Consider the following 21769-nt stretch of genomic DNA (forward strand, 5'->3'; position numbering starts at 1 on the left):
GCTTTTCTTTTTTTACTGTTCTGCTTTACCTTTGCCTTCTTTCTTTTTTTGACATTTTCAAAGTAGTTGGATACTGCTTTTCCGAAGTTGGCAAAAGCCTGCTGAGAGGCATATTTAGTTACTTCGTATGTGAATGGATATTCTTCCAGACGGATGGCATTGAATTCTTTCTTGTAATCCTGCCATGTTGGCAGCTTAGGCTTTAAAGGAGCCACTGCAGACTGAAGAGGTGATTTTTTGTATTCAGCCAGCTCTTTGTTATATCGGTACATGGCTACAATGTGTGCAACATAGTCCTTTTTAAACTTCGCTACAGCCCAGTTGTAGGCAAATCGTCTTACACCAAAGGCCTTACGACAATAAGTAAAAAACTTATTGTTTGCCTTAAGCTCAATAACCTGTCCTACAATCATTCTTATTGTTACCTGTCAGCTTCTGCTGCTTCTTTTAGTAATTTACGAGACCAACTATTTTACCTTCTGCTGACAATCAAATAAAGCAGAGAAAAACAAAGTCTACAAAATTTTTGTAGACTTTATAAACAATTTATAGATTTATCGAAACTGTTATTAGCCCCTGATTTCTTTGGATTGAATGCTAAAACTTTTGGTTTGATACCATATTTCTTTGGATTGGATGCTAAAAACTTTGGATTGGGCCCTAATTTCTTTGGATTGGATGCTAAAAACTTTGGATTGGGCCCTAATTTCTTTGGATTGAAAGCAATAAACTTTGGATAGGCAGCTAATTTATTTTGATTGGATTATAAAAACTTTGGTTTGATACAAAAAATTTCTGTTTTCGAAACAAAAAAACTTTGGATTGGTATACAATTTCTTTGGTTTGGTATACAATTTCTTTGGTTTGATAGTAAAAAACTTTGGATTCAGAGGTAAAAATTATGGATTACGTACAAATAAAAAAACAAGCAAACGAGATCCTAAAGAATAAAACCGCAGAATGTTCTTACATAGAATACAAAGCCTCTGAACAACAGCTGGACAAAATACTGAAAACAATCTGTGCTTATGGAAATAATTACTACAACAACGATATTCAATATATTTTTATTGGCGTAGAAGAAGAGAATAATGAAGCAAATAAGGCTGTACCAGTATTGCCTATAAAAGGAATTTACAAAGGCCAGCTGGAGAAATGCAAAAATACCATTAATTCCTTACGCTCATTTCTTTATCCAAATGTTTTGTTTGAAGTCTTATCTAACGAACTTGATGGAATCAGCTATCTGATTTTAATTGTCCTACGCCAGACTGGTGGACCATTTATGGTAGCTGAAAAAGCCGAAAAGGACAAAAGGATTCACCTAAAGCCCGGCAGATATGTGAGAATTGAAGCGGATACACGTCTTGCTAGAGTTGATGAGGAATATGATCTTTTACGCAAATTTTCTAACTTTCATTTCAGCTCAATTGTAAGTTCAGGAGCTACTCTTGATGATTTAGACATGGATTTAATCAAGGGATACGTTTCTAAAACCAGCACCAGACAGATCAGTGAAGGCATGGAAAAGAAAGATCTTGCCAATTCCCTGAATTTAATTGATAAAAATGATCCTGCAGGAAACCGTGTAAAAAACTTTGCCCTTCTAATGTTTTCAGAACATCCGGATAAACATATTCCATATGCCTACACTGAGCTTATTGTAGATATGTTCGGAACTAAAAGAAAGATGGAATCTAAGATTTTTAAGGGAGCCATCTGGAAACAGTACTACGCAGTTTTAGATTATATAAACACAAATTTTCTTAACGAACTGGTACTAAGAGAAGAAGGCAACGCTGAGAACAGAAAAATAGAGAATTTTACCTTTATTGCACTAGAAGAGCTTCTAGCAAATGCAATTGTTCATAACAATTACGAGAATGGAAAACCTATCCAGGTATATGTGTCAGAAAAACAAATAAATATAGTAAATTACAATAAACCGCTACCACCTATTCGCATCACTGATTTAAATGAGAGATCATTCTTTAACGAGAGAGATACTGAGAATCCAGAAATAAGAGATATGTTCAAGGATTTAGGAATAATTGAATCCTTCGGTACTGGAATTGGTGAAGCCAAAAGGTCAATGAGAGAAAACGGCTCTCCTGATCTTTACTATAAGACATTTGACTCCAATGATAATGTCACCTCTGTAGTTATTCCTGTTAACGAAGAATACTACAAAACCAAAAACAAGACCGATCTGAATAAAAATCTTAAAATAGAAGCTGATACAAAAGTTCTGAAACAGAAAATCATGGATTCAAACTATTCAAGTAATATAAAAAATAACATTCTGAAGTTATATGAAAATATTGGTACAGAGGTTTTTGGAAATACACGTGTGGTCGAGATCCTAGGCTGTTCAGAAGTTACTGCAACCTCTTATCTGAAGAGAATGGAAAAGGAACTGAAAATTACTGTTTCTGTGGAGGGAGTTGGAAAAGGTAAGTACCGGTTTTCAATAAATTAAATCTATATGGATATTTCCTTAAGCTGTCTCCACAGGTGACAGCTTAGGTCCAAATGAAATCTAATCAGAAAAAATTACGCCTTACATACTACAGCTTCTCTTTCAACTTCAGATACTCTTCATATCCTTTCTTTCTTAAAAGGCAAGAAGGACACCTGCCGCAGCCATAGCCCCACTCATGCAGATCGTTATGAGTCCCTTCATAACAGGTATGAGTCTTCTCTACAATCATTTTCACAAACTCATCACCGCCTAAATCGTAGGCAAGCTTAAAGGTCTCCCCTTTTGTCAGGTGCATCAGTGGAGATACTAGCCTAATAGAGCTTTCCATACCAAGATTAATGGCTGTCTCCAGAGCCTTAAGAGTTGACTCACGGCAGTCCGGATAACCAGAATAGTCAGCCTGACCTACACCAGAGATAATGGTATCTGCTCCTACACTGTAGGCATAGCTTGCCGCGTAGCAGAGAAAGATAAGATTGCGACCAGGAACAAAGGAAGTTGGAAGAGAGTTCTTCTCATTCATTACATATTCAGCGTTATCATGGGTTAAGGCAGAATCGGTAAGGTTCTTCAAAGAGAGCATATCAACTACCCTATCTTCGATAAGCCTGGTATCAGCTTCCTTATCAAAACGTCTGAGCTCCTCTATAAACTCCTTTCTGCACTGAAGCTCAATCTCATGACGCTGACCGTATTTAAAGCCAATGGTATAAACTGCATCATAATTCTTAACCGCATAATAAAGACAGGTAGAGCTGTCCTGTCCTCCAGAAAATACAACTAAAGCTTTCTTCATAATAATTCTCCTGCTGTTATTTTACCTTTCTTATTATCCTTGTCACCTATCAATTCATTCGTTTAAACCGGCAAAAACAGTAATCATTTTTAATAATAAGCATTGCCATAAGTGGCAAAAGACCAGGAATATTAAAATAAAACTGTTAATTATCAAATAGATATTTACAGATTCTCAATTGGCACAGCTTTTGCTTCTTAGTAGACAAACCATAAGGCTTTAAGCCATATAAGCATAAAAAAGCTCAGAGAGAAAAATAAAATACTATCTAAATTTAATGGAGAAACATTATGTTTAATACATCAATTTCAGGCATTAGAGGTTCACAGAAGTATCTTGATACAACTTCTAACAATATCGCTAACGCCAACTCTTACGGCTTTAAGAAGTCTCGTGCAGAATTTGCCGATATCTATGCAAATTCCGTTTTCACCAGTGCTAAGACTGCAACCGGTATGGGTGTTACCACAACTACTGTAGCTCAGCAGTTTACTCAGGGGTCTCTATCCGGTGATACCGGCAACAATCTTGATATGGCCATCAGCGGCAACGGCTTCTTTGTACTTGCCAACGCTGAAAACTACTCGACAACCAGTGAAGTTGGTGATCGTTCCTATACCCGTAATGGCGCATTTGAGCTTAACAAGGATGGCTTCATTGTAACAGCTATGGGCGACTACCTGCAGGGCTATGATGTTGATAAGGATGGTAATGTTACTAATCTGGATATTATGTCAACTCATGCCATCAAGATTCCATCTGATACAGGTGCACCTAAGATGTCATCAAGAGCAGAACTGATTGCAAACCTGCCAGCAAAAGCAGAGTCACTAAAACCTAAGGATCAAGCAAATGCAATGTATCTATTTGACCCTAAGGATTCATCAACCTATACTGCTGCTACATCTCAGACTATCTATGATTCTCTAGGAGGAGCACACACACTTACCTACTATTTTCAGAAGGATCATACTAATCCAAGTGACGAAACAACAAGTACAGATAAACGAGATACACCTGATGCAACTGTCTGGAATGTTGTGATGTATGTTGATGGTAATCCAGTTGATATTTCGAATCTTGGAGGAACTGGATCAAACGTTAACGCTGTTGAATTCACAGTAGGTAATGCAGCATCATCAATTGCCGGAAAAAAACTCTATGGAGTACAGCTAGTATTCGGATCCACAGGTGCAGTTGAAGATAATGGACAATTTCCAGCAACCTTACATCTTGTAAACATTAGTAACGCCCCATATAGTGTAGATAATGCAATAAACGCAGGACATAATCGAGGTGATAATGAATACACCCTTTCATCAGCAATGGGAGGAGGTGTAGATAAAACACAGGATCTGGTTATAACCATGGATCTTACCCAGTACGGTAGCTCCAAGTTCTCTGTTACCAACGTAAGTACCGACGGTTATGCAACAGGTATTCTGGAGAACGTTGAAGTAGATGACAACGGTATTATTCTTGCGGCCTATACCAACGGTAGAACCGAGCCTATCTCCAAGGTGGCAATGGCAACATTTGCCAACCCACAGGGCTTAATCAAGATTGGTGATACCCAGTGGAAGCAGTCCATTAACTCAGGTGAAGCTTCCGCTGCACAGGCAAATGTGGGTATGGCCGGCGCCATCAAGGGAGCAAATCTTGAGCTGTCAAACGTAGAGCTAGCATCAGAACTGGTTGATCTGCTGATTGCACAGAGAACCTACCAGGCAAACGCTCAGGCTCTGCAGACTCAGAATACAGCAATGGATTCAATCCTAAGCATCAGATAATAAATTAACAAGGTTTCTCTTTTAGATAGTTCGCCTCACTTTCACAAGTGAGGCCTTTTTATTAAAGTGAACATCATCACAAAATATCCCTTCTTCCCATCTCAGTATTAAGATCTAAGGCAGATTTTCAGAATATAAATAACGTCTGTTTCACAAAAATACATTGGACAGTTTAAATAATCAGGATTGAGCTCTTACAATGACATTAGTGCCAGTTCGTTTCCAGGGACTAATTGAATATAAAGAGGTTTATATGAAAGCTTTAATTAAAATCTTCACCTGCTTATTATGTGCCTTTACTCTTGTTGGCTGCGCCTATAAACATCAGCCAATCATGACCCCTAACGGAACAATTCCTGCAGGTCTGACCACCAAACAGGTTCAGGATGCAATAAAAGTAGGATGTACTTCCTACAACTGGGATGTTACCAGAGTATCCGGTACTGCAGTTGAGGCTCAGATGAACAAAGCCAGTGTTGGTGCAACTGTACGAATTGACTTTGATAAATCAAACTACAGCATTTCGCTCGTAGACTCTGTCGGTCTGAATCAGAACCGCTCCAAGAATGAGATTCACAACCGTTACAACACCTGGGTAACCAACCTTAAGAATGCCATTGATACCAGTTTAAGAAACGAGACAGTAAAATAGACCAAGACTTCAAAAGACCTGTTACGGCATAGTCATTACTATTTTTAAAGATACAAAGGTCAAAGTCATAATACAAAAGGCTTTGGCTTTTGTTATTTCTATGAACAGAGTTACCAGCCTGAATTTAAACAAAAACATTACATTAAAAACAATATAATCTAGCAAATTAGAACTGCTGAGAAGGCTCTTGACAACAGTAACAGTCCGCACCCCTGAGGCAGAGATTTGATTTAAAGGTACTTAAAGGAAAGGTCATTAGAGAGGATGTATCTAAGAAAAATTATAAAAAAAACAACAGCCATCTCTCAAGATAACAGAGAACAAGAAATGGCAGTTACTAGATAATTGATATTAACAGGTAAGATCGCTTCAGTTTACTGACTTAACATCAGGATTATCTGTTTTCTCATTCTTCTGAACCAGACAGTTTCCATTGGAATCACAGTTAGAAATAATACTGTTAACACCAAAGAGATCAAACTGCATAAAACTCTGATTATTCACATAACCAGTTTCAGAATACTTTTCATTATTCATCTGAGAATAAACATGAAAGTCATTGCTAAGAGAAAGCCCACTTTTTTCGAATAATGTTGCAGCAAATGATGAGCTTGAGAAAACTGCCACAGCAAGACACACACCCAACGCTTTCATGATAACACCCGCATAATAAAAATAATTATCACCACACATTTGAAGATTAGGTCAAAAACTCGCAGTTTCAAGAAGTTAATCATAATAATGTGATTATCATGCATATTTTTGCTAATTTTTTTTACAAAAAGTCAAATGGTTAAAGATAATTTTGGGATGAGATCAAATTTTTTAGGTGAAGATCGGTCAATAACAGAATATTTAAGTTTTTTTTTCAAAACTAATTATTAAAAACAGGAGTCAGATTTGATTCATGATAAAAATTTAATAATTATTGATTAGATTATGACTAAAATCACATTATTTTATTTATCATTTTGATTTATATAAATAAAATGATCCATGAAAATTGCTTCCAGAGATCACTGTAACAAGAATTAGTTTCGCTTAGAAGGTGTAACGAGCACCAACTGAGAATAGAGCTTCGCGTGCAGCCTCATTAACAAATTCTTCAGCAGAAGCACTTGAACCAGCATTGAATCCAGCCTCGGTCCATACATTGAAGTTCTCATTAACAGTGTAGTTTACGAATACAGGAATTCGACGTACGATTGCCTTATTGTACTTAGACTCTTCACCTGCGGTCTTAGTGTAGTAATAGCTGGTTTCATAACCTGCAAGAACAGATACACCATTGTCAAATGCATAACCTGCAGCTAATTCATAACCATAGTTGGTCTTTCTATCGTATTTAGTATTTAATACTGCACGGTCAAATAAAGCTGCTACATAGAAACCTGATTCGAAATTACCCCAGGCAATAGACGCATTAGCATGCTTGAAGTTTTCAAAAGCATTACCATTGGCATAAACACCTGTAATCAGCTCACCTGCATCATCAACAGCCGGTTCACCAAGATCATCGTTAGTCTGACCTTTTACATAGCTGTAACCAGCCTTAAATGCAAGAGGACCAAAAACAACATCCTCAAAGGTATAACCTAAAACACCGTTGTAGCCGCTGTCAATCGCGTAGGAATCCTCGTCAAAAAAATACTGGTTATCAATAAGAGCAGCATTGTTCTGAGCAGTCTGAACTCCAGCCTGTGCAAAGAAGCCGTTATTATCAAAAGTGTACATTAACTGTCCACCACGACGCTCAGCGTTTAGCTTGCCCTGAACACTGCCAGCGGCATCTTCATAAAGATCGGTTGCAGCCTCAACTGAATAGGTAGAATCAACAAAGCGACCTGCAACAAGTTCACCGTAATCACAAAAATCTGCACCAACATACTGATCACGAGCAGAGAAAACATCATGCTCCTGACCATCAGCTGCATCCCACTCCGCAAAACCAATACCAGCAACCCAATCAGTTAGCTGACTTTTTCCTGCGATGTTAACACGAGCTGAATTCACAATTGAAGAATCCTTATTTCCAGCCTTGCGTTAGTTTAAATTATAAAAAACTGACTGAACACGACCTCCAACAGCAAGAGAGGTACCATCTTTATCATAAACAGTTGCAGCATTTGCTGAAGAAACGAAAGCAATAACAGATAATGCTAATAATGATTTTTTCATAATTAATTCCATAAAATCAAAACATAAGTTATTAGCATAAGGTAACTAACAAAATTTATTTTATGGATATCTCCTATACATTTCAATAAAAATATGAAATTAATCACAAAATAATTTACTGATTTATAAAAAAATTATAGCTAATACCCCCTATAAAATATGATTTATATGCCTTTTATGAAACAAATTGGCTATTAGCATACACTCTAAGAGATGCTCTAAAATGGAACAGATTTACAAAGGAGGTAACATTCTATTTGTTAGAGAAAGAAACGAATAATAAATAAAGAGAGGAAACCAGAAACATCAAAACAGGAAAAGAAAATCCCCACAGATTTCTCTGCAGGGATCTAGACTAAATCAAGTTAACTGATTATTAGAAGGTGTAACGAGCACCAACTGAGAATACAGTGTGGTCAACAGCCTTATCAACATTTGGTCTTAACCAAGAAGCGTGATCTGAACCAGCGTTGAAACCAACTTCACCCCAAACATTGAAGTTTGAGTTGATCTTGTAGTTTACGAATACAGGAATTCTTCTAACTGTATATGAAACTGGTAATGATGCAGTATTCACAAAAATATTTGCATTGTTATAGTAACGATTTGGATTATTTAGCAGATTAGTAGCTTCATCATATGAGTACTTACATACTTCATAACCGGTTAAGAATGAAACGCCGTTATCCCAAGCATAACCAGCTACTAACTCAAAGCCCTTAACTTTAACCTTGTTATCAGCAAAGCTGTAGCCAGTTACATAGTTGCCAGCCTGATCCTTTGTTAAGTTAGCATAGTGACCACCTAAACCAGTCAGCTTAGCATACTCATATAAAGCAGCTAAGTATAGACCAGAATCTAAGTTACCCCATGAAATACCAGCATTGGCCTGCTTGAAATTCTTGAAAGCAACACCATTGGTACCACGTAAGAAATCACCATCTGCATCAAGAGTGTAACCTAATACATCGTCACCACTCTGACCCTTCATGTAGCTGTAGCCAGCACGTAGTGATAATGGTCCGAATAGTACATCATCAAAGGTGTAACCTAAAGAAGTGCTGAAGCCTGAATCAACAGCAAAGGAGTTTCCTAGTCTATCAGTAGTTAGAAGAGCAATTGAACCTTGCTTATCACCAAAGATTTTTGCATTGTCCAGTGCAGTCTGAATACCTAACTGACCATGGAAGCCATAGTTTTCATAGGTATACATGATCTGGCCAGGACGACGAGCACCGAAGTTTCCCTGTGCAACGCAAGCTGCATCTTCAAAGTGATCAGTAACATTATCAACCCAGTAAGATGCATCACGGAACTTACCTGCCTGTAGAACACCGTACTCACCGAAGTCAGCACCAACCCACTGATCACGAGCTGAGATCTTGTTGGTATTGTGGTCATCCATATCCCACTCAGTAGCAGCGATACCAGCGACCCAATCAGTGATCTGGGTTCTGGCAGCTAAACCGAAACGAGCAGAGTTCTGAATTGATGAATCATGATTACCAGCAGTACCGTAGTTGTTGCTGTAATAAACAGACTGAATACGGCCAGTAACATTTAATGAGGTACCGTCCTTATCATAAACGGTAGCTGCATTTGCAGAAGCTGCTGCTGCAACAACTGCTAAAGCTAATAATGACTTTTTCATAATATAAATCCTTTAATATGTTTCATTGATTTTTGTAATCAGTTAACCGATTACATTTTGTAGTTTACTCTAAGTTTTTTTCAAAACAACCTTAAAAAACACTTAGTTAAAAAAAATTTACGAATTTGATGTTTTTTTTTAACAGACTGTGAGGAACTCGACACTTTTAAGCTACGTTACAGCTAATTCTTTTTCCTCATTTCGCTGATTTTTAAGTCTTTTTATAATTACCACATCATGTCTTAATTCGTTTTTTTTACCGTAATAAACTAGGTATTTATCTGACTGCATATGTGTTTTTCAAGGTTAGATAGACAGAATGACAAAAAGCAATTCAACGGAAATCAGGATAATCAGAAAAAATGTTAAACACATCAAAGTATATTAAATTATACAGACAGAATAACAGATTATTGTCTGTAAAGAATTGAATCCTAAGACTGGATATTTATATGTAACAATCTAAGCCTTATCTCATCCTCTAAGATTATTATGGATAAATACACTTGAAAAATAATCTGTTTTTGGCACAATTAACCAAACTCAGAATTCTTAAAACATATATATGAAGAACACCAATTCAAAAAACATCAGCGCCTTTGAAGCTATTTCAAAAGCACAGTATCTGGCATGTGCACCTATCCTGTTTCAGACAGTCTACACCTTAAGACATCACAACATTCTAAGTCTTTTGGATAAAGCAAAGGAAGGTCTTAGCCTTGACGATCTGTGCAGTAAATCCGATCTGAACCGCTACGCTCTTGAAGTTCTGCTTGAAATGGCAGTTTCAGGAGAGATAGTGAGAGTAAATTCAGAAAACAGATACATGCTTACAAAGGTCGGTTATTTCCTCGAAAATGACAACATGACCAGAATCAATTTTGATTTCACCAAGCATATCTGTTACAAAGCCTTTGATAAGCTCGATGAATCACTAACTTTGAACAAACCATGCGGTCTTTCTGAATTCAATGAAAACTGGGAAACAATCTATCCTCACCTCTCTGAACTCCCTGAGGATGCTAAAAAGGCATGGTTTGAATGGGATCATCTCTACTCTCAGACATCCTTTATTCCTGCAATTGATAGAATTGCGGAATTATTCAATCCAAAAGTGATATATGATGTAGGAGGCAATACCGGTAAATTTGCTATAGAGTGCTGCAGACGTTTAAAGGATACAAAGGTAACTATTTTAGATTTACCATCCCAGATCAGAATGGCTCAGGAGAATATAGACAATAACGGCATGTCCGAAAGAGTTGATTTTACTGCCGTTGATATGCTTTCAAATCCAGAACTCAAGGGGGATGCCGATGTCTGGTGGATGAGCCAGTTCCTGGACTGTTTTGCCCCAGAGCATATTCACAATATCCTGATCTCCATCCGTAAGGTTATAAAGGATGGCGCTCATGTATGTATTCTTGAGCCGATTGCTGACCGACAGAAGTTTGAGGCAGCAAAGTTTTCCATCAATGCAGGATCTCTGTATTTTTCAGCCATTGCCAACGGTTATTCAAGATTCTTCACCACCCAGATGCTGACAAAGCTTATTGAGGATGCCGGCTTTAAGGTTGAGTCTATAGAGGATAATCTTGGTATCAGCAACTCAATGTTTATCTGCAAAAAGAGAGTTTAGGATGAACTTTAGCTTAAGTATTGCAGATTATCGTATCAAGGCCTTTGATATCGTAACCAATGAGCAGTTTTCTGAGGTTATAAACGGCACTCGTTCTTTAGATAAAGAGAGTAAACCTCCTAAAGCCGAGAGGATTCCAATGATGACCGCAAGACGTCTGAGCATTGGCTGTCGTATGGCTGTAGATGTGGGAACTCTGCTTTTAGAGCAGCATCCCGATATTGACGCGGTAATCTACTCAAGCCGCTCTGGAGAGATTGAACACAACTTTAAAATCCTTGATGACGTAACCTCTGGAAATGAATGTTCACCAACTGATTTTTCAATGTCGGTGCACAACTGCGGTGTAGGTAACTTTACTATTCTAAATAAGGCAAAAATTCCTTCAACCTCCATTAGCTCAGGCAAGGATACTTTCATGCAGGCCTTAATTGAGGCTTATGCAATGCTTAAAACCGGCTACAGAAAGATACTGCTGGTTGACTATGAGGTAACCATTCCTGAGTTCTATACAGGTTATTTAAGAGAATACACTCCAAATTTTCCTTATGCCATCGGACTGGTACTAGAATCAGGAGATATGCTGAACATATCCAGTATAAATACCGGCAAAGCCGCTGCAGCCCGCGGTAACACCAATTCAGACAATACAGAAGCCACTCGATCTCTCGACTCAACTTCCAACTCAGTTTCAAGTTCTAACAGGACATCATGTTCTTACTCTGCTTCAAATAATTCCAAAGATTCAAATGAATTCCCTCAGGTCATTGAATTTCTGAAAAACTACGTCAAAAAGATTCCAGCCTACTCTCTTGAAGGTCAGAGCTGCAACTGGCGGATAAAACTACAGGAAACAGTATAAATGGCAGTATCTGGTTTATTCAAAAAGCTTTTTCTGTATACAGGAGGAGTCTTCAGAGTATTCTTTGCCGCACTGTTTTTTTCAGTATTCGGACTTGGAGCGCTTTTCCTCTCCCAGATAGTATTCAGACTTCTATCAATCTTTATAAAGGATGAGGAGAAACTTACCGATCTCTCAAGAAGAATCACAGCCTCAAGTTTCAAGCTATACCTATTCTCAGGACAGGTATGTAGAATCTTTAAAATCAGGATTGAAGGTACCGATAAAATTGCCAAGGATAAAGGCATGATCTTCATTGCCAACCATCCTTCGCTTTTAGATATCGTACTCTTCATATCAGTGGTGCCTCATGCCACCTGTCTTATGAAAGAAGCTATCATTCATAATCCTTTTATGAAGGGAATTGCCAGGTGCAACCGCTATATAGCTAACAGTGAAGGGACCGATGAGATTATGCAGAAATGCAAAAAAGCTCTTGGTAATGGAGACAATCTCATCATTTTCCCGGAAGGAACTAGAACCATAGATGAAAATAAATTAAAATTTACACATGGATTTTCAAGTATTGCCCTGACCGGTAATTTTAATATCAGACCGGCAGTAATTCGATTCCACGGAGACTGTCTTAGAAAAACCACTCCCTGGTACACCATATTCACAGGCATACTTGAGTACAGAATTACCTTTTTAGAGAGTTTTGATACAGCAAAATTCAGAGCCCAGTACTCTGAAAAGGAAGACTCAGCTGTATCCAGATTACTAGCAAAACATTTACAGAATCTTATTAAAACAAGGATGTAGGTTATTTTATGAAAGAGCTATATGACGAAATCAAGCAGCTTATTATCGATTCACTGAATCTTGAGGATATCGGGATTGAGGATATTGAGACAGAAGCCCCTCTTTTCGTTGATGGACTGGGATTAGATTCAATTGATGCCCTGGAGCTGGGTATGGCAATTAAGCAGAAATACGGAGTTACCCTATCTGCTGACAACGAGGAGATGAAGAAATGCTTCTACTCCGTTGAGACCCTGGCACAGTATATCAGCGAGCACAGAGAATAAAGGATATTCTGAAACACTCAGATTATCCCAATAAGGTACGAGATAGGTGCACCTAAGTCACAGACAGCAGCTCTCAAAAAAAATAAAATATAGAAAATAAAAAAACAAAGAGAACTAAAAATGACACAACAGGAAATATTTACCCAGATTCAGCAGATGCTAGCCAGTCTTTTTGAGATTGAGCCAGAGGAAATCACCCCACAAAGCAAGCTTTTTGAGGAGCTAGAGCTGGATAGTATTGATGCAATTGATCTTGTAGTAAAGCTGCAGAAAACCATCGGCAAGAAGATCATGCCGGAAGACTTCAAGAACGTTCGCACCGTCCAGGATGTTGTGGATGTGGTTTACAAGCTTGTAAACAATAGCTAGAGAAATGCCTAAGAGACTGCTTTCGGTTCTCTGTATATGCGGAATAGCAGCTTACCCCTTTTTTATATATCTGGGCGTAAGCTTCAATCTTTTAAGTATTCTTTTGCCTGCTCTGGCAGTTATCTTTCTGTTAAGGCTGTTCTATCTTAGAGAAACTCAGGGTATAAAGACTCTTTTAGCGGCAGTAAGTGCCCTGTGTGCTGCTGTTATCTGCATTATTGCCTTTATGGCGGATTCAGAACGTATTGCTATGTTCTATCCTGTCTGTGTCAACGCAATACTTTTTTTTATCTTTGGCGGTTCCCTGTTCTCATCCAAGACCATCATCACCAGGCTGGCTCTGCTGTATGATAAAGATCTTCCAGATTATGCCATTGAATACACCAGAACAGTAACAAAAGTCTGGGTTCTCTTCTTTATGGCCAATGGTGGCATGGCTTTTATCACCGCTATGTTCTGCACCGTGGAGACCTGGACTCTGTACAACGGTTTTATAGCCTACATACTGATTGGAACCCTAGCAGGATGCGAATATCTTGCAAGAATTATTGTCAGACGAATTCATGAAAAATAATGATTTAAGCCTGCATCAGGCTCTATTTGAGAATTTCGATTTTTTTAAGGACAGAATTGTCGCCTATTCTAAGGATAAGGCTTACACCCATCAGGACTTTACTGACTCCATCAAAGCCTTAAGCCTGTATCTTCTAAAGGATAAGGAAATCAGAAGCATCGCAGTATGCATTGAAAATGCCTATTTCTTCAGCATTGCCTTCATTGCTGCCATGTATGCAGGAAAAACTCCGGTGCTGTTAGGCAATATCACCTCTCATACCTTTGATGCTATTGAGAGTAAAGCGGATATGGTTATCTCCGATCTCAATATCAACAGAATTGCTGTACCCTCACCTGCTTTTACAGAGATTTTAGAGATAGCGGAGAATGAGTACAGAGCCTTATCAGAAATAGATCTATCCGACTTTAACGATAAGTATTTTTCATCTCTTGATGATAATTCTCCGATTGTCTTCTACACATCAGGCACCACAGGCAAAAGTAAGAGAGTAAACAAATCACTTAAGAGCATGCAGATAGACATATCCTGCTCCTATGAGCTTTATGATTCTCTTGAGACTATTGAGAATCTCAGACTCATATCCACCGTACCGCCTTATCACATGTATGGTCTTACCTACCGTATCTTCATGCCGATACTGCGACATCTGCCAATGACTACCTATATGCTGAGGTACTCAGAGGAACTTTCAAACTATACCGAACCTCTGGTTCTGGTGTCATCACCAGCCTTTGTCAAAAGACTTGATACAAAAATCAAGGCCCCTGATATCAGACTTTGTATAAGTGCAGGCTCTCCTATGCCTGATGATGCAGCCCTTTGCTTTTATAACTGGTGCAACTGTGCAGTAACTGAAATCTATGGCTCTACCGAGAGCAACAGTATGGCTCACAGAGACAACCGTGGTGACAGACCGCTCTTTATTCCCTTTTCAGTGGTTAATTTTGTTAAAACTGAGGAGGGCTATAAACTTGACTCCCTGATGTCTGATGGCTACAGCAGAATTGACGATAATCTCGAATTTGAAGGAGAGCACTTTAGAATTACAGGCCGCAAGGATAAAATTGTAAAAATAGAAGAAAATCGAATAAGTCTGACACAAATTGAGAATCTTCTGAAAAATAATCCTCTGATAGAGGATGCGGTTGCCCTGGTTATCACCAGAAATAATAGAACCTGCATCGGTGCTGTATGTGTTCTGAAGGACAGTGCACTTGCGGAGCATATAGAACAGCACAAAGATAAAAGTACAGATAATAACTTTACAGATAAGAAATCAGTGGTGATGGCCTTAAGAGAATATTTACGAGGCTATCTTCCAGCGGTAGCAATTCCGCGCTATTTTAGAATTGTAAACAGAATCCCTGTAAATCACATGGGAAAGAGAATTACTCCATTGCTAGAGGAGCTGTTTAATGATTAAGCCAAATTTTTATACCACGAGCAAGCTAAGTGAGAATAAAGCTATTGTTACCATCGTGGTTAATCCTGATTTAAAGTATTTTGAGGGACACTTTGAAGCACAGAAGGTTCTGCCTGGTGTAGTTCAGATCGGCTGGGCCCAGGAGTTTGCCCAGGACCTTTTTAACATCAAATTTGAAGGCGGTTCACCTGCAGTAAAATTCACATCTCCAATCCTGCCTAATGACAGACTGGAGCTTACCCTTGAATATCTGCCAGAGAAAAAGAGACTGGCCTTTGAATATATCATTACCTCAAAGAATAATGAAAAGGCTTCCTCAGGCAAGCTTATAACTGAATAGAAAAGAAAATTACAGAAAAGCTATGCCTAAGATCTGCATTGTTATCCCCTGCTATAAACATACCGACAGGATTGAAGGGGTAATCAAGAGTCTTTTGCCTTTTGAGTTTCCTATTATTGTTGTTGACGATGGCAACAGCAAAGAGGAGGCTTTGGAGCTTTATAAAATCTGCGAAGACCTCAAGGATGTCTTTCTTCTGCATCATGACAGAAACAAGGGCAAGGGAGCCTCTGTCCTTACAGGACTGCTCTTTGCAAAAGAAAACCGCTTCACTCACGCCATACAGATTGATGCAGACGGTCAGCATAATACTGAGGATATAAAAAAGATTACAAGACTTATAAATGAGAATCCTGAAGCGGTTATCTCAGGCAGTCCAATCTATGATGAGAATGCTCCTAAATCCAGAGTTATCGGCAGAAAAATCACCAACTTCTTTGTAAAGATAGAAACTCTTAGTGATGAGATCATCGATGCCATGATCGGATTTAGAGCATATCCGGTTGAAAAAACCTGCCAGTGTGCAAAAAGCTGCAATCTTAAATTCGGAATGACCTTCGATATTGAAATTCTGGTAAGACTTAAGTGGGCAGGAACGCACATCAAGTTTTTTGAAACCCGTGTTGCCTATCCTAAGGATGGACATTCCAATTTCAGACTTTCCGATCAGTTTAAGATAAGCTATATCCATACTGTGCTCTGCACTCTCATGATCTTAAGACTTCCCTTTGTACTTATGAAAAAGCTGTTCACCCCTCATGACTGATAATAATAAACACTGGTCTGACAGCCGCGAAAAAGTCGGCGGTTACTACGGCATTAGGCTGATGCTCTTCTTCTATGACTACGGAGGCAGAGCCATCTTTAAACTCTGCCTGTATCCTGTGATGTTCTTTTATTATCTGTTCTCAAAAAAACAAAGAGAAATCTCTAAGGACTTTCTATGTCAGGTAGAAAAGATAAGAGCTCAGAGGGGACTTTGTGAGAAGCATTACTCAAGCTTTACCCATTTTATGTCCTTTGGCAGCATGCTCATAGATAAAATCAATGCCTGGAGAGGAAACATCCGTCTTTATCAGGAGGCGGTGTTTATGGAGGATTCCGAGGAAGTCTTCTATGCCTATGAAAAGGAAAGCCGTGGCAAGATCCTGTTATGTTCCCATTTAGGTAATGTGGATGCCCTAAGAGCAGTAGGAACTAACAATGACACCAGAGCTCCTGAAGTCTACTCTGTTTTCTTTACTAAAAACGCTCAGAATTTTAATAATCTCCTCAAGGCTGTAAGTCGCGATGCACAGCTTAATATTATTGCAACCGACAGTATAGGACCGGATACCGCCTTAAAACTCTCTGAGATTATTGAGAATAAAGGCATGATTGCCATTGTAGGAGACAGAACTCCAGTTAAGGATAATTCGCAATCAGAGAATAAAACTTCAAAGCTAAAAGAGCCAGAGCGTGTCTGTGAAGTTGATTTTTTAGGCCGAAAGGCATTTCTGCCACAGGGAGCCTTTATTCTGGCAGCTCTTTTAAAGTGCCCGGTACAGTGTCTTTTTGCACTTAAAAACGAGAAAACCGGTAAAATTGAAATCTTCTGCCGTGATCTGTTCAGTGAGGTGAAACTACCCCGTAAAAACCGAGAAGAGGCCTTAAAGGATTATGTACAGAAATATGCAGAGCTTTTAGAATACTTTGCAATAAGATATCCTTATCAGTGGTTTAATTTCTTTGATTTTTTCAAAAAGTAAATTAGCCATACAGCTACTGATAAACAAAGTGGAGCTTTTCAAGTTTAATCTACAACGAAAGGAGTTTTAGACTTCTAAAGCTACAGATAAGATTTAACTTCACGAGCTGAGATATACTTACTGTTAACACTAAGATAACAGTAAAGAAATACAATCAATTAAAAATTAAGATATAAGAAAAAACGAATATAGAGAGAGTAAATGTACAGAAAACCAGAATTCATCATCAGCCATGAAAGCATCATTCCCATCTCCTTTCATGACACAGATGCCATGAGAATTGTCTGGCACGGAAACTATATAAAGTATTTTGAACTGGCCCGCGAGGACATGTTCAATGCCTTCGATTTTGGTTATGACATGATGAAAAAACATATTTTCGCCATGCCGATTGTCGAATGCCAGTGTAAATACCGTAATCCTCTTAAGGTTACCGACAAGTGTGCCAGAGTTGTTAGCATGATGACTCAGTGCGAGGGAAAGATAGAGATTCACTATGAAGTCTATGCTCTAAACTCAGATACTCTCTGTGCCTACGGCCATACCGCCCAGGTTATGATTGATGCCAGAACCAACGAGCTTTTATATCTGACTCCTCAGCCACTATTAGATGCAATTGAGGCATTCAGAGTAAAAAAGGAAAATGCCTAGAAAGATTATTTTTAGAAAGACAATGTTTACCTATTTAAAAAGAACAGCCCTGTTTTTACTTACAGCTTTTAGTGTAACCTTAAGCGCCCAGGCTTTAACTCTGAATGAAATCGGAGATAAACTTCAGGGAAAAGGCTCTCACGCACTTGTCTTTACTCAGGATAAGTATCTAAAGGATGCCAATCTTAATCTTCAGTCCTCAGGCTCCATTGTAAATATAAAGGACAAGGGAGTTCTTATAAAGCAGGCTGAACCATATCCTATGGTACTGGCAATCAAAAAGGATTCCATAACCGAGTACAGCGCAGGTGAGGTTCATACCATTAAGGCTGATGACAATCCTGCAGTGCATTCTTTATTGAATCTGATGCTCAAACTCATGAATCCGGATGACTCTCTTACAAAGGCCTTCGACTGTAAACTCTCCGGGACAAAAGAGCACTATACAGCAAAGCTAGGGACAAAAGATGAGATTCTAAAGAAGTTCTTTGAGACCATTACTCTTGAAGGTACTGAATATATAGACTCACTTGAGATCATGGGGTCGAATGGCGATATCACCACCATGAAGTTCTCTGACTATGATTTTTCATCAAAAGCAGTTACTGATGAGGATTTAAAGTATTTTGAGTAGAAAACTCTCTGCCCTTTTACTCTGCATATTTATGGTAATTGCTGCAGCTGTAAGTTTTTACAGACTTAAAGCTATGACCATTGAATCCTCAGTGCTATCTCTTCTTCCACAGAGCACCGAGAATAATGAGCAGCGAAAACTTCAAGGAGAGTTTATACAAAGACTCAACTCCCAGGTAATCTTCGCAGTGGGCGGAGCTGATACAGAAGCTTATAAAGATTCTTCAACAGTTAATGCCAGAACCGATAAAGCTGCGGACCGTTTTATAGAGGAACTGAGTCAGATTTCCTATCTTAAAAACATAACCGCAAAGCTTTCTGATGAGGATAAACTTCAGAGTGCAGCCTTTGTCTATAAGTACAAAGCTGCTTTTTTATCCCCTGACATTAAAAAGGAACTGGAATCTGACAATTATTCTATAAAGCTTCTCTCAAAACTTTATTCTGGATTTTCAGGAGTTTCCTCCGCTGAAATAAAAAACGATCTGCTGCTTGTAGGCAGAGCTCTTGCCTCTGACTTTTCAAAGGATAACTCTCTTAAAATTGAGAACGGTCATCTTACAGCCTATGATGCTCAAGGGCATAAATGGGTGCTGGTATTTGCTACCTTAAATGATGATTCTATGAGCACAAAGGTAGCCTCAGACTTCACTGCAAAGGCAAATAAAGCAATTGAGAAGATAGAAAAAGAATACCCTGAGGTTTCAATACTAAAAAAGGGAGCCGTATTCTATTCAGACTACGCAGCATCAACTTCGCAGAAAGAAATTACTCTTTTGGGTTCGGTTACCACCATTGGCATCTTCTGTCTTATCTTTTTTGTATACCGCTCCTTTGTTCCGGTATTTCTAACCATAGGCTCAATCCTCTGCGGAATCATTTCTGCCCTGTTATTCACAACACTTATCTATGATGAAATCAATCTCATCATTATCGGTATGTGCCTTAGTGTCATTGGAATAGTCTGTGATTACACCATCTACTTTACGACCTTAAGAATAGGAGCAAAAGAAAGCGCTGTTGAGACAATAAGAAAGCTTACAAAGCCTCTCTCCTTTGCAGTTATAACCGATTTGTGCGCCTATCTTATTATTCTGCTCTCACCGGTTAAGGCAGTCTCCCAGATGGCTTTCTTCTGTATGTGCACCATCACCTTCGCCTGTCTTTTTGTAATCTTAGTTGAACCTTTATTTTTAGAAAGACTAAAAAGACAGAAGCTACCATTTGAGGACTTTTTTAAAGGCTACCTCACTTTTATAAGACAGCCAAAGCTGCGCACAGGAATTATTGCGTTTCTCTGTATGGCATCCATCTTTGCCTTATTCAATCTTAAAACCAATGACGATCCTATGAGTTTTCAGAAAATGCCAGAGAATCTTAAAACTCAGGAGCTAAGTATCAACCGTCTTATTAAGACTTCTGAGAATCTTAACTATCTTCTGATAAGTGCTGGAGATGACAACACGCTTTTGGAGAAAAACGAAAGCATAAGAGAACATCTATCAAAGGCGCAGAGGGAGGGAAAACTAAAGGAGTTTATAAGCCTAAAACTCAACTCTGAAAAAACACAGGCTGACAACTGCAGCTTTTTAAATAGCCGAAAATCACAGATTGAAACTGAGCTTAAAGCAAGAGGTCTTGAAATAAAGGCAGAGAATTATCAATGTGATCTGTTAAGTGCTGAGGAGTATTTTTCATCAAAGCCAGGAGAGCTTTATAAGAATCTCTACTACAGAGGAGATAATTACAGCTCACTTATGGTGGTACTTGAGAATGTAACAGATGCAAAGGCAATACAGGATATCGCAGCATCAGTTGATGGCTGCAGCTATATTGATCACAGAGGAAGTCTGATTGCAGTCTTTAAAATGTACCGTGAAATCTTCATGAAGGTGATTCTAATCTTCATGCTCTGCATTCTTGCAGTATCTACAATCCGAGTCGGCTTTACAAAAGCACTTGTGGGCACCTGTTTTTCTGCTCTTTCTATCGGCACCGCACTTTTTGTACTGCTACTATCGGGCTTTGAAGTAAACCTGTTCTCGGAGCTTGGACTTATCGTCCTATTAGGAATCGGCATCAACTACAATATCTTCATGAGCAGTTCAAAGCTTGAGGTTACCTCCATAATTGCTATATTCACAGCACTTGCCACTACCCTTATGACCATCGGTATACTGGTATTCTCAAGTGTGGATGCAATAAAATGCTTTGCAATCTGTCTTGTAACAGGTATCATCTGTGCATTCATACTTTCAGCCTTTATGCCCAAATCAAAGATTACTAAAGATGCAGTTTAAAATTATTCTTAGCCACACCATCAATGTTATGGTTATTCCCCTGATGCTGTTCTGTTTTGGATGCAGTTCATCCACGAAAATCACAGAACAGAATGTAAATGGGGACAAGACAGAGCCTGAATACATCAATATAGAGAAAGATGCAAAAATTCCTCTGCCTTTTATCAGTTTTGAAAGCGAGAAAGAGTACCGTCAGATTCTGACCGCCGACTATAACGGCAAAAAGAATTCTCTTTTATGTATTGTGAAGTTAAATCAGGACGGAATAAATCTTACCGGACTAACCTTAAGCTCCCTTCCGCTTTTCAACCTTAAATATGAAAAGCAGAATCTTCAGGGAAAATACTATGTCCCTAAAAGCATGCTGCCTCCTGTAAATCAGGTACTCTTTGACATCATGCTTGCCTTTGACGGAAAAAACCGCTTATCAGAGGAGATTTCTAAGGAATATATAATCCATAGAGATGATAATGCAGTGACATTAGGAAAACTCGATGGAAAAGAGCTTTATAGTATAAAATATGCTCAGTATGATACGGAAAATCTTCCGGTAAAAATTGTTAATCATGAGTTTAACTACAGCATCAATTTAGAATATTTAAACAAATAAT

General features: G+C 38.5%; 23 protein-coding genes. 17 read left to right on the forward strand and 6 right to left on the reverse strand.

Annotated features, from left to right (window positions below; translation table 11 throughout):
* On the reverse strand, positions 1-413 hold a 413-nt coding region (locus BM308_RS08200), incomplete at its 3' end, for a helix-turn-helix domain-containing protein (protein WP_177214432.1).
* A gap of 488 nt (positions 414-901) precedes the next feature.
* Here BM308_RS08200 and BM308_RS08205 point away from each other — a divergent pair.
* Positions 902-2479: an RNA-binding domain-containing protein gene (locus BM308_RS08205; protein WP_074944429.1), complete on the forward strand. Its 1578-nt coding sequence runs from the start codon at positions 902-904 to the stop codon at positions 2477-2479.
* An 88-nt stretch (positions 2480-2567) separates the two neighbouring features.
* Here BM308_RS08205 and queC read toward each other — a convergent pair whose 3' ends face one another.
* A complete protein-coding gene (gene queC / locus BM308_RS08210; protein ID WP_074944430.1) occupies positions 2568-3278 on the reverse strand; it encodes a 7-cyano-7-deazaguanine synthase QueC in 711 nt (236 codons plus the stop codon).
* A 290-nt stretch (positions 3279-3568) separates the two neighbouring features.
* Between queC and BM308_RS08215 the strand changes: the two genes are divergently transcribed.
* On the forward strand, positions 3569-5068 hold the full coding sequence (locus tag BM308_RS08215) for a flagellar hook protein FlgE (protein WP_083425508.1): 1500 nt from the start codon (positions 3569-3571) through the stop codon (positions 5066-5068).
* 199 nt (positions 5069-5267) lie between these two features.
* Positions 5268-5720: a hypothetical protein gene (locus tag BM308_RS08220; protein WP_143098583.1), complete on the forward strand. Its 453-nt coding sequence runs from the start codon at positions 5268-5270 to the stop codon at positions 5718-5720.
* Positions 5721-6089: 369 nt separating this feature from the next.
* Here BM308_RS08220 and BM308_RS08225 read toward each other — a convergent pair whose 3' ends face one another.
* From BM308_RS08225 to BM308_RS08235, 4 genes are all read right to left on the reverse strand, one after another.
* Positions 6090-6374 (reverse strand): hypothetical protein, encoded by a 285-nt coding sequence (locus BM308_RS08225; RefSeq protein WP_143098584.1) that lies wholly within the window; start codon positions 6372-6374, stop codon positions 6090-6092.
* Positions 6375-6761: 387 nt separating this feature from the next.
* Complete coding sequence (locus BM308_RS08230; RefSeq protein ID WP_074944434.1) at positions 6762-7733, reverse strand: porin; 972 nt, start codon at positions 7731-7733, stop codon at positions 6762-6764.
* 30 nt (positions 7734-7763) lie between these two features.
* Positions 7764-7898, reverse strand: a complete 135-nt coding sequence (locus BM308_RS13600; protein WP_306705893.1) for a hypothetical protein — start codon at positions 7896-7898, stop codon at positions 7764-7766.
* 376 nt (positions 7899-8274) lie between these two features.
* Positions 8275-9549: a porin gene (locus BM308_RS08235; RefSeq protein ID WP_074944435.1), complete on the reverse strand. Its 1275-nt coding sequence runs from the start codon at positions 9547-9549 to the stop codon at positions 8275-8277.
* Positions 9550-10114: 565 nt separating this feature from the next.
* Between BM308_RS08235 and BM308_RS08240 the strand changes: the two genes are divergently transcribed.
* The 14 genes from BM308_RS08240 to BM308_RS08305 all read left to right on the forward strand — a co-directional run bounded on the left by BM308_RS08240 (position 10115) and on the right by BM308_RS08305 (position 21768).
* Positions 10115-11188, forward strand: a complete 1074-nt coding sequence (locus BM308_RS08240; protein ID WP_074944436.1) for a methyltransferase — start codon at positions 10115-10117, stop codon at positions 11186-11188.
* A gap of 1 nt (position 11189) precedes the next feature.
* On the forward strand, positions 11190-12050 hold the full coding sequence (locus BM308_RS08245) for a beta-ketoacyl synthase chain length factor (protein WP_074944438.1): 861 nt from the start codon (positions 11190-11192) through the stop codon (positions 12048-12050).
* On the forward strand, positions 12051-12851 hold the full coding sequence (locus BM308_RS08250) for a lysophospholipid acyltransferase family protein (RefSeq protein WP_074944439.1): 801 nt from the start codon (positions 12051-12053) through the stop codon (positions 12849-12851). It begins immediately after the preceding gene.
* A gap of 8 nt (positions 12852-12859) precedes the next feature.
* A complete protein-coding gene (locus tag BM308_RS08255; protein WP_074944441.1) occupies positions 12860-13117 on the forward strand; it encodes a phosphopantetheine-binding protein in 258 nt (85 codons plus the stop codon).
* A 120-nt stretch (positions 13118-13237) separates the two neighbouring features.
* Complete coding sequence (locus BM308_RS08260) at positions 13238-13486, forward strand: acyl carrier protein (RefSeq protein WP_074944442.1); 249 nt, start codon at positions 13238-13240, stop codon at positions 13484-13486.
* Between the two features lie 4 nt (positions 13487-13490).
* Positions 13491-14060, forward strand: a complete 570-nt coding sequence (locus tag BM308_RS08265; RefSeq protein WP_083425509.1) for a COG4648 family protein — start codon at positions 13491-13493, stop codon at positions 14058-14060.
* Positions 14050-15486, forward strand: coding sequence for an AMP-binding protein (locus BM308_RS08270; protein ID WP_074944444.1), 1437 nt, complete (start codon positions 14050-14052; stop codon positions 15484-15486). The genes BM308_RS08265 and BM308_RS08270 overlap by 11 nt, the downstream gene beginning before the upstream one ends.
* The gene (locus BM308_RS08275; protein ID WP_074944445.1) at positions 15479-15826 is read left to right on the forward strand and encodes an ApeI family dehydratase; all 348 of its coding nucleotides are present in this window, start codon (positions 15479-15481) and stop codon (positions 15824-15826) included. Before BM308_RS08270 ends, BM308_RS08275 begins: the two co-directional genes overlap by 8 nt.
* A 22-nt stretch (positions 15827-15848) precedes the next feature.
* Complete coding sequence (locus BM308_RS08280; RefSeq protein WP_074944447.1) at positions 15849-16592, forward strand: glycosyltransferase family 2 protein; 744 nt, start codon at positions 15849-15851, stop codon at positions 16590-16592.
* Positions 16585-17574 (forward strand): hypothetical protein, encoded by a 990-nt coding sequence (locus BM308_RS08285; protein WP_074944448.1) that lies wholly within the window; start codon positions 16585-16587, stop codon positions 17572-17574. The genes BM308_RS08280 and BM308_RS08285 overlap by 8 nt, the downstream gene beginning before the upstream one ends.
* Before the next feature lie 201 nt (positions 17575-17775).
* A complete protein-coding gene (locus tag BM308_RS08290; protein ID WP_074944450.1) occupies positions 17776-18225 on the forward strand; it encodes an acyl-CoA thioesterase in 450 nt (149 codons plus the stop codon).
* A complete protein-coding gene (locus BM308_RS08295; RefSeq protein WP_074944451.1) occupies positions 18218-18859 on the forward strand; it encodes a LolA family protein in 642 nt (213 codons plus the stop codon). The genes BM308_RS08290 and BM308_RS08295 overlap by 8 nt, the downstream gene beginning before the upstream one ends.
* Positions 18852-21158 carry an MMPL family transporter gene (locus tag BM308_RS08300; RefSeq protein WP_143098585.1) on the forward strand — a complete coding sequence of 769 codons (2307 nt, stop codon included), beginning with the start codon at positions 18852-18854 and terminating at the stop codon, positions 21156-21158. The genes BM308_RS08295 and BM308_RS08300 overlap by 8 nt, the downstream gene beginning before the upstream one ends.
* Positions 21148-21768 carry a DUF3261 domain-containing protein gene (locus tag BM308_RS08305; protein ID WP_074944455.1) on the forward strand — a complete coding sequence of 207 codons (621 nt, stop codon included), beginning with the start codon at positions 21148-21150 and terminating at the stop codon, positions 21766-21768. Before BM308_RS08300 ends, BM308_RS08305 begins: the two co-directional genes overlap by 11 nt.
* Position 21769: the final 1 nt, after the last annotated feature.

Source organism: Succinivibrio dextrinosolvens, from assembly GCF_900116345.1.
Taxonomy (GTDB): domain Bacteria; phylum Pseudomonadota; class Gammaproteobacteria; order Enterobacterales; family Succinivibrionaceae; genus Succinivibrio; species Succinivibrio dextrinosolvens_B.